This window comes from Streptosporangium lutulentum (assembly GCF_030811455.1).
GTDB classification, from domain to species: domain Bacteria; phylum Actinomycetota; class Actinomycetes; order Streptosporangiales; family Streptosporangiaceae; genus Streptosporangium; species Streptosporangium lutulentum.
In genome coordinates this window covers 9,602,409-9,615,128 of record NZ_JAUSQU010000001.1, presented here as the reverse complement: position 1 = coordinate 9,615,128, position 12,720 = coordinate 9,602,409, and the positions used below count along the sequence as shown (strand labels likewise).

The following is a 12,720-nucleotide window of genomic DNA, read 5'->3' as shown; positions in this document are numbered from 1 at the left end:
GAAGCGGTTCACTGAAACGCGTCAGTCGGAAGTATGACGTGGTCAGACGGATTGCATGTATTCTAGGTAGGAAATGCATCGAGAAGTAGCGGGCAGGTAAGCCTCGAAGGGAGGGAGTGAGATGACCGTTGACGTACACCAGCACCTGTGGGCACCGGCGTTCGTGGACGCGCTGCGACGGCGCGCGACCTCACCTCGCCTCGACGGCTGGACCCTGCACCTGGAGGGCGAGCCCGCCTACGAGGTGAATCCCGACGATCACGACCTCGCCCGGCGGCTCACCCTGAACGAGGAACTCGAACTGGCCCTGGTCTCGCTGTCCAGCCCGCTCGGCATCGAGTCGCTGCCGCCCGAGGACGCCTGGCCGATCATCGACGCCTACCACGAGGACGCCCTCGTCCTGCCCTCGTCGTTCGGCGCCTGGGCGGCGACCTGCCTCAGCGACATCGACCCGGACAGGCTCGCCGGGGCCCTCGACGGGGGGGTCACGCGGTTCGCCGGGCTCCAACTGCCCGCGACGGCTCTGCGGAACGCGAGAGACCTCGCGCGGATCGCCCCGCTGCTCGACGTGCTCACCGAACGCGACCTGCCGCTCTTCGTGCACCCCGGCCCGGCCTCCGAACCGGAGGGGCCCGCCTGGTGGCCCGCCGTCGTGCCGTACGTGCAGCAGTTGCACGCCTCCTGGTTCGCCTTCGCCGCGTTCGGCCGCACCCGCCACCCCGAGCTCAGGGTCTGCTTCTCCCTGCTGGCCGGGCTGGCCCCGCTCCACTTCGAGCGCCTGGCGAACCGGGGCGGGGACAACCGGGGGACGGTGGACCCCGGCATGTTCCTGGAGACCTCCTCCTACGGCCCGCGCGCCATCGACGCGATCGTCCGCGAACTCGGCATCGACGTCGTGATCAACGGCTCCGACCTGCCCTATGCCACCGCTCCGGACCCCGCGCTCGGCGACGCCGCCTGGCACGCCATCGCGGTCACCAATCCCAGCCGTCTGCTGAACCGAAAGGAGTCGCGAAAGTGAACCAGTCCAAGGGCCGTGAGAGCTGTGCGCCTCCCGGAGGCCGGCCTTCCGGCGAACGAGGCACACCGATCACCGCGCGAGCGAGCGTGGGATCCGAATCCGCCGGCCGGGATCTCTCATGAGCTACGAGACCCTGCCCACCCGCGCCCTCGACCGGCGCGAACTGCTCGACCTGGTCAACGAGCTGGCCGCCGACCCGTCCCGCTGGGCGGAGGAGGTGAAGTTCCCCGAGGAGGGGGGCAGGCACTACGCCTCCCTCTACCGTGACTCCTACGTGGACATCTGGCTCCTGTGCTGGCGGCCCGAGGACGACACCGGCTGGCACGACCACGACACCTCCTCCGGTGCGGTCCGGGTGGTGGCCGGGACCCTGCTGGAGTGCAACCCGCGGATCGGCGGCGAGCACCTGGAGACCACGGTCACGGAGGGCGAGTCCTTCTCCTTCGGCCCCGACCACATCCACCGGCTGACCGGCGCCGTGCACGGCAGCGTCTCGATCCACGCCTACTCGCCGCCGCTGTGGCGCCTCGGCCAGTACTCGATCAGCGACAGCGGCGTGATGCGCCGCGTCTCGGTCAGCTACGCCGACGAGCTGCGCCCCATGGATGAGGTCGAGCAGCTGGAAGGAGCCGCTTAGGACCGCGTTCGTCAAAGGCGGCGCACGAACCGGTGGCGTCTGGGGCGGGTCTGCGCCCCGGACGCGCGGGTTCCCGGCCTTTCCCTATCGCCCGGCGTCCGCCGGGGAGCCGCCCGGGTCGGTGTTCCGGTTCCACCACGAGTGGGCCGGCGGAACGACGCCGGCGGCGACGGTTCCGACGATCAGGGTCGGGAACAGGGCGGGCGGCGGAACGACGAACGCGATGACGAGCAAGATCAGACCCTGGCCGGCGAAGAGCCATCCTGCCAGCCGATTGGTGCGCTGCCAGGATCGCTCGCTCCCCATCGTCCAGGGTGTACGTACTAGACGAGTAAGTCCGATGTGATCAGTGGTCGTAGGCGATCAGCGAGCGGGTGACCGGGGCTCCGGTCTTGTTGTTGTGCCAGATTGCCGCGGCCATCGCCAGGATGCGCTGGGCGACGCGGACGGCGACGCCCTCGAAGGTCCGTCCGCCGTGTTGTTCCAGGTCGAGTTGGCCTTTGAGAGTGTCGTTGACCGACTCGATGAGCTGGCGGACCTTCTTGAGCATTGGCTCGCCGTGCCGCTGTTTCTCCCGCTTGCGGGAGGGACGCAGCAGGTCGATGCCGTGGGCGGCGAGTTCCTTCTCAAAAGGCTTGGAGGCGAAACCCTTGTCGCAGATGAGCAGAATGCCCTCGCGTTCGGCGATCAGGCCGGCATCGACCTCGAGCATCGCGGCCAGCACCTCCCGCTCGCCGATCTTCGGGTTGGCCAGCGCCCATAAGATCGGCATGCCGGTCGGGGTGCACACCAGATACAGCCGCAGGCCCCAGAAGAACCGGGAGTGTGAGGCGCAGTAGCCATAGCCGGCCCAGCCGGCCAGGTTCGAGCGCTGCACGGTTGGGCGCGACATCCCGCACGGCACCGGTGTGGAGTCAACGATCCAGTGGTTGTCGAACCAAAAGTCGCTGTCGGTGGCCAGCTCCCGGATCATCTGCTTGACCAGGGGCAATGCCGCGCGCAGGCGTTTGTTGTAGCCCGACTGCTGCGGCAGGTACGGGAACATGCCGGACAGGTGCGTGCGGGCGAAGCGCAGCCAGCGGGCCTCGGAGTGGTGACCGAGCAGCGCCTGGGCCACCGCTAGGCAGACGAGCTCGGAGTCGCTGAGCAGCGGCGGCCTGCCCATCGATCGGCTTCCTCCGATCTTGTCGTCGATCTTCACATATAGTGCGGTCAAGAGGGTGTTCAGGTCTTGCGTCACAACATGATCTTGAACGCCCTCTCTTCATGCCCGGTCACCGGCCCCAGACATCGGACTTACTCGTCTAGGAAAGCCCGGCTCGACCGGGAACGAGGTCATGAGGCGGGCTCTCTTCTCGGCAGGAGCGCGGCGGCGGCCGCGCCGATCACGGTGACGGCCAGGACGCCCAGCACGGCCAGGGTCGCGACGTCGGGACGGACCAGCGGCTGGCCGCGCAGGGCCTGCCACAGCAGCAGGAGGAACAGGCAGCCGTAGGCGCCGCCGGCGATCAGCATGAGGCGCAGCCGCACCTCCTCGTGGCGCAGGACCGCGAAACGCACGGACAGGGCCGCGAGCAGCAGCGCGAGCAGGGGCAGCGACTGCAGGGCGTGCATGCCCACGAAGTGCGGTACGCGCAGGTCGCCGCCGACGGTGCTCCAGCCCACCACGGGCAGCCCCGGGCCGCCGTCGGCCACGCCCACGCTGTGGGCGCCGGCGAAGTCCTCGGCCCAGGTCTGCCCGGGCACCCCGGTCACCATCAGGCCTCCGGAGGCGATGCCGAGCGTGGAGATGACGATGCCGAGCCGTACCGCCCAGGCGCTCACGCGGTCGGCCCGGCGGTCGACGATCACGAAGACCGCGGCGACCAGGTTGGCGAGCATGAGCACCCCGATCGTGACGCCCATGGCGGTCCAGATCGACCCGTCGAGGGAGGTCACCTCGTTGAAGTGGCTGTGGCGGCCCCTGGCGGCCTGGAAGGTGATGAGGGCCACCTCGACGAACGCGGCCACGACCAGGGCGGCCCCCGCCCACCGGCTCACCCGCCCGGCCCGGCGGCGGAGCGAGAGCAACCAGGCCCAGGTGAACGAGTAGAGGGCGAAGGAGATCGCGAACTTCATGGGCTTGATCCAGATCGGGAGGCCGTCGAGCGTGCGGCCGTCCACGAAGACGAGGATCAGGAAGACGAGGGCGAGCGCCGCCATGACGGCGGAGAGGAACAGGAGGGGGCGGTGCCATCGCAGCATGGGGGCCTCCGGCGCGGATAGCGGATAGTGCTACTTACCAATATCTATAGCTAAACTATCCGCACAGGACAAGAGGGGATCTGAAGCGTGCGAATGGCGGAGTTGAGCGAGACGACGGGCGTCCCGGTCCCGACGATCAAGTACTACATACGGGAGGGCCTCGTCGCGCCCGGCCAGCCGACCGGCCGGAACCAGGCCGACTACACCGGGGAGCACGTGCGCAGGCTCAGGCTCGTGCGGGCCCTGGTCGAGTACGGCGGGCTGTCCATCGCGGTCATCCGCGACCTGATCGCGCAGGTCGACGATCCCGACCTTGAGGCGTTCGACCTGCTCGCCGCGGCGCAGAAGACCGTGACCCAGGTGAAGGAACCACGGCCGGGGCCGTACAAGGACGGCGCCGAACGCCGCCTGCACGACCTGCTCACCGAGCGGGGCTGGCGGATCAGAACCGGCGACCCCGCCTACCGCACCGCCGTCGGCGTGCTGGCCACTCTGGACGAGGTCGGCCGCCAGGACGTGCTCGACGTCCTGGACGACTACGCCGAGGCCGCCGAGCGGATCGCCCGGATCGACGTGGGCCTGATCGGCGACGTGAACGACCGCGAGCGCGCGGTGGAGATCGTGGTCATCGGCACCTCGGTGGGCGACACCCTGATCGCCGCGCTGCGCCGGCTGGCACAGGCCACCGTCGGCGAGCGGCTCTACACCTAGCGGCGGCCGGCCTCGGCGCCGCCCGGACAACGGCTCAGGACCCCGGGACGCCCCTCCCAGGGTCCTGAGCCGTCGGCGGAAACCTAGAAGACCCGCTCCCTGACCGCATTGGCCATGCCCGGGTCGTCGGCGAAGACGCCGTCCAGGCCGAGCCCGTAGAGCTTCTCCAGCCAGCCCATCACGTTGCCCGTGGCACGGGCGAAGGCGGGATTGGCCGGGTTGCCGAGCCGGAAGTCCACCGGGAGCTGGGAGTTCTCGTTCCTGACGGTCCAGGTGTGGACCTTCAGACCGGCCCGGTGTGCGTCCTTGACGAGCGTGGTGGGCGCCAGGGTGCGGCCGTCGGGGCCGACGGGCACGAGCCGCTTGGTGTCGACGCCGATGCCGTACGCGTAGCTCGCCACGTCGCGCAGCCCGTCGCGGGTGACCATGGTGTCGTAGGTGCGGGGGTCCCCGGCCGCCGCCCAGTCGTACGGCGCGCCGGTGGCGTTGATCAGCTGCATCAGCGGCAGGCGGGTCTTCTTGCTGAGCGCGCGCAGGTTGCCGCTCTCGAACGACTGGATGAAGACCGGGTCGTTCGGCTTGCTCCAGCCGTTCTTGCGGAGCACCTCCAGCAGGGGCTCCTCCAGAGAGAGCCCGATGGAGTCGAAGTAGCTCGGGTGCTTGGTCTCGGGGTAGACCCCGACGCCGCTCCGCCGGGCGAGCTGGACGACCTCCTCGAAGGTCGGGATCTGGGCGAGGCCGTTGAAGACGGCGTTGTCCGGGCGCAGATCCGGGATGCGCTCCTCGGCCCTGAGCGTCCTCAGCTCGGCGAGGGTGAAGTCCTCGGTGAACCAGCCGGTGATCGCGAGCCCGTCGATGGTCTTGGTGGTACGGCGGGCCGCGAACTCGGTGTGGTTCTCGACGTCGGTGGTACCGGAGATCTCGTTCTCGTGCCTGGCGACCAGGATGTGGTCCTTGGTCGAGACCAGGTCGGGCTCGATGTAGTCGGCGCCGAGCGCGATCGCCGCCTCGTAGGAGAGCAGCGTGTGCTCGGGCCGGTGGGCGCTGGCGCCCCGGTGACCGACCACGATGGGCTCGGAGGCCCGGCGCTCGGCCGTCGCGGCTTCGGGCTGTTGCAGCACAACGGCGACGGTGCCGGTCGCGAGGACGGCCACCGCCACACTCAGAAACTTACGGATCATGTCAGGGACCGTAGGAGCCTCAGGTGACCGTCAGGTGCCCGGTACGCGACGGGCATCGCACGCCCAGGTGTCCGGAAACGTCATTCCAGAAAAAGGCGCTATTCCAGCACTACCAAAGAGACGTTTATCTCCACAAAGCACCCTTAGCTACTAAAAGTTATCAAATACCACTAAATACCGACATTTCATCTCGGCCGTCGTGATCGATTCTCCCGATGCGCAGGACGGCCGCGGGAAGCGGATCCGGCCTGGACGCCGGGGCTGGAACCGGATGGCGCCGGTCTCCCACGCCGGTTCCGTCGTGTCCGTTCGGTCAGCGGCGAGAAACCCCTGACCGTGCGCGAGGTGATCGCGTGCGCTTGGTGGCCGCCTCGTTGACGGCAGGCCGTACCCGGCGGCACCCGGTGAGGCACCGTCCGGTCACGAGGGATCCCTGTCCTCGCCGCCGCCGTGCAGGTAGTCCTCGAAGCTGGGGCGCCGGTCCGACCGTCGCGACCACACGATCAAGGCGGCCAGCCGGAAGGGGACCAGTACGAGTCTGAGCACCCGGCGACCCAGGCGACGAACCAGCCCGAAGAGTTCCTTGAGCGTCTCCCAGGGGCGTCCCAGCGCCACGACGGCCAGGGTGAAGGCCATGCCGACGAAACCGATCCCCCCGAAGTCGCTGGGGTCGTCTCTCTCCTTCTTCTCGCTCATGGCGCGAAACCGAAGATCGAGGACGGGAACGTGCTGTTGTGCGCCACGGGTCCTCCCCGGCCGGCCGCGGTGAACAAAGATCGATCACGCCGTGACCGTAGCCTACGCCGGGAGAGACCCGCAGCGGGCCACGTCCGCCGAGTAGCGGCGCGTATCCGTTCTCAGAGGTGCCGGGCAGGGGTCTCATCCATGCGCTGTCCCACGGGACCGGCCTTTTCCTCCTCCACGGGGGGCATCGGACGGCCGGCCAGATACCCGGCGGGCAGCTGGAGCACGCACACGCCCAGCCCGACCAGCAGCGGCAGCGTCCAGCCGCCCGAGCTCTGGTAGAGCACCCCGATCAGGAGCGGGCCCAGCGCAGCCAGCGTGTATCCGACGGACTGGGCGACGGCCGACAGCGCGGTGACCGAGGTGGGATCGGGCGCCCGGAGCGTGATGATCAGCAGGGCCAGCGCGATCGCGGCGCCCTGGCCCAGGCCCAGAATGACCATCCACAGCCAGGGGGCGGCGGCCGGGGCGAGCAGGAGGCCCACGTATCCGGCGATGGTGAGCAGGGTCGCGACCGTCACGTGCGGCACCTGCGACCGCGCCCTTCCCGCGAGGACCGGGACCGTGAGCGTGGCGGCCACCTGCGCCAGGTGCGTCAGCCCGAGCATGTATCCCGCCTGGTCGGCGGGGAGCCCGGCGTCCTGGAAGATCGTCGGCACCCAGGCCAGCATGATGTAGAAGGTCAGCGACTGCAGGCCCATGTAGGAGGTGACGAACCAGGTCACCCGGCTGCGCAGCAGTACGCGGAACGGCCTGGGCGCCACGCTCCGCGCCACGGGGCGCCGCAGCGCCTGCGGCAGCCAGAGCACGGCCGCCAGGACGGCCGGGATCGCGGCCATCGCGGTCACCTCGCGCCAGCCGTAGCCGGTGGCACGCTCCAACGGCACCGCCAGCCCGGACATGGCGGCGGCGCCGAGCACGAGGCCGGAGACGTAAACAGAGGTGAACAGGCCGATCCGGGAGGGGAAGTGCTGCTTGACGACGCCGGGCATCGCCACGTTCATGATGCCGATCGCCGTACCGCTGACCGCCGCGCCCACGTAGAGCGCGGGGACGCTGCCCGCGCTGCGCAGGACCACCCCGGCGGCCAGGATCAGCAGCCCGGCCATGAGCGTGCGATCCAGGCCGAACCTGCGGGCAAGGAGCGGGGCGAGAGGACCCAGCACGCCCAGGCAGATCACCATGACCGTGGTGATCGCCCCGCCGCCCGCCGCGCTCAGCCCGAGATCTCCCATGATCTCGTCGAGCACCGGGGACACCCCGGCCAGAGCCGGTCTCAGGTTGAGCGATGCGATCACGAGCCCCACGATCAGCAGGGCCCACGACATCCTGACTTTTCGCTCAGACATTGCCCAACCTTCTCACGCCCCCTCAGCCCCTCCCGCCCTCCCCGGGCGGGGATCAGAAGGGATATCTCGCGATGTCTCCCTGCATCGTCACCCACCGGGTCTCGGTGAAGGCCTCGATGTTGGCCTGGCCCCCGCCGAAGCGAGATCCGGTGCCCGACGCTCCCACCCCGCCGAACGGAGCTGTCGCCTCGTCGTCCACGGTTTGGTCGTTGATGTGGACGATCCCGGTGGGGATGAGGTCGGACAGCGCGAGACCCTTCATCACGTCACGGGTGAGTACGCCCAGGGACAGTCCGTACTCGCTGTCGGACGCCAGCGCGGCGGCCTCCTCGACCGTGGAGAACGGCATGACCGGGGCCACCGGGCCGAACACCTCCTGGGTGTAGGCGGGAGCGCCCGCGGGAAGGTCGGCCAGCACCGTGGGCCGGTAGAACAACCCCTCGTAGGTGCCACCCGCGGCGAGCCGCGCCCCGGCTTCGACACTCGCGGTGACGAGGCCGTGGACCTTGTCCCGCTGACCGGCGTCGATCAGGGGGCCGAGCGCGACCTGCCCGCCCATCGGGTCGCCGACCGGCAGGTGGTCGGCCTTCTCCGCGAGCCGGGCGACATACTCCTCCATGATCGAGGCGTGCACCAGGTGCCGGCCCGTCGTCATGCAGATCTGCCCCTGGTGCAGGAACGAGCCCCAGGCTCCCGCCGAGACCGCGAGATCCAGGTCGACGTCGTCCAGCACGATCAGCGCGCTGTTGCCGCCGAGCTCCAGGTGCGCCCGCTTGAGCAGACGACCGCACGCCTCCCCCACCGCCCGGCCGGCGGCGGTCGAGCCGGTGAAGGAGATCACCCGCACCAGCGGGTCGCCGACCAGTGCCTGCCCGGTCTCGGCTCCGCCGGGGAGCACGTGCAGCAGGCCCGGAGGCAGCCCCGCCTCCTCGAAGACACGGGCGATCGAGACGCCGCCGGAGACGGCGGTGCGCGGGTCGGGCTTGAGGATCACCGCGTTGCCCAGCGCGAGCGCCGGGGCGACCGAGCGGATGGAGAGGATCAGCGGGAAGTTGAACGGCGAGATCACTCCCACGACCCCCGCGGGAACACGACGGGCCATGCTGAGCCGCTTCTTGACGGTCGGCAGGATCTCTCCCAGCGGCTGGGAGACCAGCGCCGCGGCCTCGTAGCACTCCTGTGCGGCTATATGAGTCTCGAGCTCCGCCTTGGGACGGACCGCTCCGGTCTCACGAACGACCCAGTCATCGATCTCCGCCGCGTGTTCCTCGAACAACCTCCCCGCCCGCCGCAGCACGGCGGCCCGGTCCTCGAACGAGGCCGCCGCCCACTCCCGCTGTGCCCGCACGGCCCGCACCGCCGCCGACGCCACGTCCTCGGGCCCGGCGATGCCGATCCGGCCGAGCTCCGCGCCGGTGGCGGGCTCGACGACGGCCGCGTCCCCCGTCCGCGAGGTGGTCCAGCCGTCGCTGAAGATCTGTCCGGTCCAGGCCTTGGCGTCCATAAGCGTCATAACGTCTCCTCATCGGAAAAAAGGAAGGCCAGGTCGGCGGGGCCGCGGTGGACCTCGGCCGGGTCGTCGGTGACGAGGGACACGGCGGTGCCACGAGCGACCGGCGGGCCCGGCTCGTAGAGGTACTGGCGATACACCGGGGCTCCCACCGCGACAGCATGTAACGCGGAAATTACGCCGCGAATGTCGGGTATGTCAAGGAATGGCAATCGACCGTTGACCGCCCGAACACCGAGTCAGTATGTTCACTGAAAGAACATTCGTACGCATAACGAACACATGCGAAGGGGGCTCGATGGCCACGGTGGTTCCACTCGCCGAGGCGGTGGCCGAGCTTGTGCATGACGGTGACAGCGTGGCGATGGAGGGTTTCACCCACCTGATCCCGTACGCGGCCGGGCACGAGATCATCCGGCAGGGTCGCCGCGACCTCACCTTGATCAGGATGACCCCCGATCTGCTCTACGACCAGATGATCGGAATGGGCTGCGCGCGACGGATGATCTTCTCCTGGGGCGGCAACCCCGGGGTGGGCTCGCTGCACCGGTTCCGCGACGCGGTGCAGAACCGCTGGCCCGCTCCGCTGGAGATCGAGGAACACAGCCACGCGGGCCTCGCCAACGCCTATGTCGCCGGAGCCTCGGGACTGCCCTTCGCGGTGCTGCGCGGCTACCGGGGCACCGACCTGCCCGCGCACACCGCCAACATCAAGCCGATCACCTGCCCGTTCACCGGCGAGGAGCTCACCGCCGTCCCCGCGATCAACCCCGACGTCGCCGTCGTGCACGCGCAGCGCGCCGACCGGCGGGGCAACGTGCAGCTCTGGGGGATCACCGGCGTGCAGAAGGAGGCCGTCCTGGCGGCCCGGCGCTCGCTGGTGACCGTGGAGGAGGTGGTCGAGGAGCTGGAGCCCCGCCCCGGCGCGATCGTGCTGCCCGGCTGGGCGATCACCCACGTGTCCGAGGCCCCCGGAGGATCCCACCCCTCCTACAGCGCCGGTTACTCCACGCGCGACAACGACTTCTACCTCGCCTGGGACGAGATCAGCCGCGACCGCGAGACCTTCGTGGCCTGGATGAAGGAGCACGTGCTGTGACGACCGACATCGGCACCGGCTACACCTCCGACGAGATGATGACGGTGGCGGCCGCCCGGCGGCTGCGCGACGGCCAGTCGTGCTTCGTCGGCATCGGCCTGCCCAGCACGGCGGCCAACCTCGCCCGCCGGACGAGCGCCCCCGGCCTCGTCCTCATCTACGAGTCCGGGACCATCGGCGCCAAGCCCGACCTGCCGCCCCTGTCGATCGGGGACGGCGTGCTGGCCGAGACCGCCGACGCGGTCATCAGCGTGCCGGAGATCTTCAACTACTGGCTCCAGCCCGGCCGCATCGACGTCGGCTTCCTCGGCGCCGCCCAGATCGACCGGTTCGGCAACATCAACACGACCGTGATCGGCCCCTACGACGACCCGAAGGTCCGCCTGCCCGGCGCGGGCGGGGCTCCCGAGATCGCCGCGTCCTGCCGCGAGGTGACGGTCATCGTGCGGCAGAGCCGCCGCGCGTTCGTCGACCGCGTGGACTTCGTCACCTCGGTCGGCTTCGGTTCCGGCCCCGGTGATCGGGAACGTCTCGGCCTGCGGGGCAGCGGTCCCCGCACCGTCATCACCGACCTGGGGATCCTGGAGCCGGATCCGGTCGGCTGCGAGCTGGTCGTCACCCACCTGCACCCCGGCGTCACCCTCGACCAGGCCCGCGCGGCCACCGGCTGGGAGCTGGCCGCCGCCCCCGGCCTGCGCGAGACCGAGCCCCCCACCCCCGACGAGCTCGCCGCCCTCCGCGAGCTCACCGGAAGAAAACCGTGAAGCGGCGTCCCGTCCTTCTCGCGGCCACCAGGTTCGCGCGACACCGGCGCCCGTCGGACAGGAGTTCCAGACCATGAACGACGTCTTCGTCCTCGACGCGGTCCGCACGCCCATCGGCCGGTACGGCGGGGCGCTGTCGGGCGTCCGCCCCGACGACCTGGCCGCGCACGTGGTCCGCGCGCTGGCGGACCGCTCCCCCGACCTCGACCCCGCCGCGATCGAGGACGTGTTCTTCGGCGCGGCCAACGGGGCGGGCGAGGACAACCGCGACGTCGCGCGGATGGCCGTCCTGCTCGCCGGGCTGCCGGTGACGGTGCCGGGCACGACCGTCAACCGGCTGTGCGGCTCCGGCCTGGAGGCGGCGATCGCCGCCTCCCGCGCCGTGGCCGTGGGAGACGCGTCCCTGGTGATCGCCGGCGGCTCGGAGTCGATGAGCCGGGCGCCCTGGGTGATGCCCAAACCGGCGCGCGGCTTCGACCGGGGACCGCAGACCCTGCACGACACCTCCCTCGGCTGGCGCATGGTCAACCCGCTGATGCCCGCCGAGTGGACGATCCCCCTGGGCGAGTGCGCGGAGATCCTGGCCGAGCGCTACGAGATCGACCGCGAGACCCAGGACCGGTTCGCGCTGCGCAGCCATCGGCTCGCGGCGGCGGCCTGGGAGCGCGGCGTCTTCGACGACGAGGTGGTCGCGCTCGGCACCCTCGACCACGACGAGTCCGTCAGGGCCGACTCCAGCTTGGAGTCCCTGGCCAGGCTGAAGCCGGTCTTCCGTTCCGGCGGAACCGTCACGGCGGGCAACTCCTCCCCGCTCAACGACGGCGCCGGCGCCCTGCTCATCGGCGACGAGGCGGGCGCCGCCCGATCCGGCCGCACTCCGCTGGCCAGGATCGTGGCCCGCGCGGTGGTCGGCATCGAGCCGCAGCTGTTCGGCATCGGACCGGTCGAGGCCGCCCGCACGGCGCTCAAGCGCGCGGGCCTCACCTGGTCCGACCTGAGCGCGGTCGAGCTCAACGAGGCCTTCGCCGCCCAGTCCCTGGCGTGCCTGGCCGAGTGGCCCGACCTCGACCCCGAGATCGTCAACGTCAACGGCGGCGCCATCGCCCTCGGCCATCCGCTCGGGTCCTCGGGCGCGCGCATCCTGGGCACCCTCGCCCACGAGCTGCACCGCAGAGGCGGCGGGTACGGCCTGGCCGCCATCTGCATCGGAGTGGGCCAGGGACTCGCCGTCGTCCTTGAGGGAACCGGGTCCTGACCCCGTGACAGTCTGTCGTCAAGGCATCCGGATGGCTTCGGTGTCCAAGGCACCTCGGGTGTTTCGGGCGTCCCGGATGTCCCGGGTGCCTTGGACGGCTCGGACGGCTTCGGGGCTTTGCTCACCTCAGACCGTCTCAGGCGTCTCGGACCTCCTGAAGGTCTCGGGCGTCCCGGATGTCTCGGATGCCATGGACGTCTCGGGC

General features: G+C 70.2%; 14 protein-coding genes. 6 read left to right on the top strand and 8 right to left on the bottom strand.

All coding sequences use genetic code 11. The features are described 5' to 3' along the window. The first annotated feature begins 121 nt into the window (after positions 1-121). Positions 122-1,021, top strand: a complete 900-nt coding sequence (locus J2853_RS43375) for an amidohydrolase family protein (RefSeq protein ID WP_307567565.1) — start codon at positions 122-124, stop codon at positions 1,019-1,021. 118 nt (positions 1,022-1,139) lie between these two features. Next, the gene (locus J2853_RS43370) at positions 1,140-1,658 is read left to right on the top strand and encodes a cysteine dioxygenase (RefSeq protein ID WP_307567564.1); all 519 of its coding nucleotides are present in this window, start codon (positions 1,140-1,142) and stop codon (positions 1,656-1,658) included. Between the two features lie 84 nt (positions 1,659-1,742). On the opposite strand, the gene J2853_RS43365 is transcribed toward J2853_RS43370, so the two are convergent. The 3 genes from J2853_RS43365 to J2853_RS43355 form a co-directional block, all read right to left on the bottom strand. Continuing rightward, on the bottom strand, positions 1,743-2,000 hold the full coding sequence (locus J2853_RS43365; RefSeq protein ID WP_307569023.1) for an SdpI family protein: 258 nt from the start codon (positions 1,998-2,000) through the stop codon (positions 1,743-1,745). A 4-nt stretch (positions 2,001-2,004) separates the two neighbouring features. After that, positions 2,005-2,898, bottom strand: a complete 894-nt coding sequence (locus J2853_RS43360; RefSeq protein WP_307555729.1) for an IS982 family transposase — start codon at positions 2,896-2,898, stop codon at positions 2,005-2,007. Positions 2,899-2,993: 95 nt separating this feature from the next. Beyond that, the gene (locus J2853_RS43355) at positions 2,994-3,902 is read right to left on the bottom strand and encodes a hypothetical protein (protein WP_307567563.1); all 909 of its coding nucleotides are present in this window, start codon (positions 3,900-3,902) and stop codon (positions 2,994-2,996) included. 93 nt (positions 3,903-3,995) lie between these two features. Between J2853_RS43355 and J2853_RS43350 the strand changes: the two genes are divergently transcribed. Then, complete coding sequence (locus J2853_RS43350; protein ID WP_307567562.1) at positions 3,996-4,613, top strand: MerR family transcriptional regulator; 618 nt, start codon at positions 3,996-3,998, stop codon at positions 4,611-4,613. 83 nt (positions 4,614-4,696) lie between these two features. On the opposite strand, the gene J2853_RS43345 is transcribed toward J2853_RS43350, so the two are convergent. The 5 genes from J2853_RS43345 to J2853_RS43325 form a co-directional block, all read right to left on the bottom strand. Then, positions 4,697-5,794, bottom strand: a complete 1,098-nt coding sequence (locus tag J2853_RS43345) for a glycerophosphodiester phosphodiesterase (RefSeq protein WP_307567561.1) — start codon at positions 5,792-5,794, stop codon at positions 4,697-4,699. 420 nt (positions 5,795-6,214) lie between these two features. Further along, on the bottom strand, positions 6,215-6,490 hold the full coding sequence (locus J2853_RS43340; RefSeq protein ID WP_307567559.1) for a hypothetical protein: 276 nt from the start codon (positions 6,488-6,490) through the stop codon (positions 6,215-6,217). A gap of 161 nt (positions 6,491-6,651) precedes the next feature. After that, positions 6,652-7,887 carry a CynX/NimT family MFS transporter gene (locus J2853_RS43335; protein ID WP_307567557.1) on the bottom strand — a complete coding sequence of 412 codons (1,236 nt, stop codon included), beginning with the start codon at positions 7,885-7,887 and terminating at the stop codon, positions 6,652-6,654. A 52-nt stretch (positions 7,888-7,939) separates the two neighbouring features. Beyond that, positions 7,940-9,400 carry a benzaldehyde dehydrogenase gene (locus J2853_RS43330; RefSeq protein WP_307567555.1) on the bottom strand — a complete coding sequence of 487 codons (1,461 nt, stop codon included), beginning with the start codon at positions 9,398-9,400 and terminating at the stop codon, positions 7,940-7,942. Continuing rightward, complete coding sequence (locus J2853_RS43325; protein ID WP_307567553.1) at positions 9,397-9,549, bottom strand: hypothetical protein; 153 nt, start codon at positions 9,547-9,549, stop codon at positions 9,397-9,399. Before J2853_RS43325 ends, J2853_RS43330 begins: the two co-directional genes overlap by 4 nt. Positions 9,550-9,695: 146 nt before the next feature. Between J2853_RS43325 and J2853_RS43320 the strand changes: the two genes are divergently transcribed. From J2853_RS43320 to J2853_RS43310, 3 genes are all read left to right on the top strand, one after another. Further along, positions 9,696-10,496, top strand: coding sequence for a CoA transferase subunit A (locus J2853_RS43320; protein ID WP_307567551.1), 801 nt, complete (start codon positions 9,696-9,698; stop codon positions 10,494-10,496). A gap of 35 nt (positions 10,497-10,531) precedes the next feature. Further along, positions 10,532-11,260: a CoA-transferase subunit beta gene (locus tag J2853_RS43315; protein ID WP_307569021.1), complete on the top strand. Its 729-nt coding sequence runs from the start codon at positions 10,532-10,534 to the stop codon at positions 11,258-11,260. Positions 11,261-11,333: 73 nt separating this feature from the next. Next, positions 11,334-12,515 (top strand): thiolase family protein, encoded by a 1,182-nt coding sequence (locus J2853_RS43310; protein WP_307567550.1) that lies wholly within the window; start codon positions 11,334-11,336, stop codon positions 12,513-12,515. Positions 12,516-12,720: the final 205 nt, after the last annotated feature.

Coding starts and splice junctions, on each gene's coding strand:
- J2853_RS43375 (WP_307567565.1), top strand. CDS start 122: ATGACCGTTGACGTACACCAGCACCTGTGGGCACCGGCGTTCGTGGAC.
- J2853_RS43370 (WP_307567564.1), top strand. CDS start 1,140: ATGAGCTACGAGACCCTGCCCACCCGCGCCCTCGACCGGCGCGAACTG.
- J2853_RS43355 (WP_307567563.1), bottom strand. CDS start 3,902: ATGCTGCGATGGCACCGCCCCCTCCTGTTCCTCTCCGCCGTCATGGCG.
- J2853_RS43350 (WP_307567562.1), top strand. CDS start 3,996: ATGGCGGAGTTGAGCGAGACGACGGGCGTCCCGGTCCCGACGATCAAG.
- J2853_RS43345 (WP_307567561.1), bottom strand. CDS start 5,794: ATGATCCGTAAGTTTCTGAGTGTGGCGGTGGCCGTCCTCGCGACCGGC.
- J2853_RS43340 (WP_307567559.1), bottom strand. CDS start 6,490: ATGAGCGAGAAGAAGGAGAGAGACGACCCCAGCGACTTCGGGGGGATC.
- J2853_RS43335 (WP_307567557.1), bottom strand. CDS start 7,887: ATGTCTGAGCGAAAAGTCAGGATGTCGTGGGCCCTGCTGATCGTGGGG.
- J2853_RS43330 (WP_307567555.1), bottom strand. CDS start 9,400: ATGACGCTTATGGACGCCAAGGCCTGGACCGGACAGATCTTCAGCGAC.
- J2853_RS43320 (WP_307567551.1), top strand. CDS start 9,696: ATGGCCACGGTGGTTCCACTCGCCGAGGCGGTGGCCGAGCTTGTGCAT.
- J2853_RS43315 (WP_307569021.1), top strand. CDS start 10,532: ATGATGACGGTGGCGGCCGCCCGGCGGCTGCGCGACGGCCAGTCGTGC.
- J2853_RS43310 (WP_307567550.1), top strand. CDS start 11,334: ATGAACGACGTCTTCGTCCTCGACGCGGTCCGCACGCCCATCGGCCGG.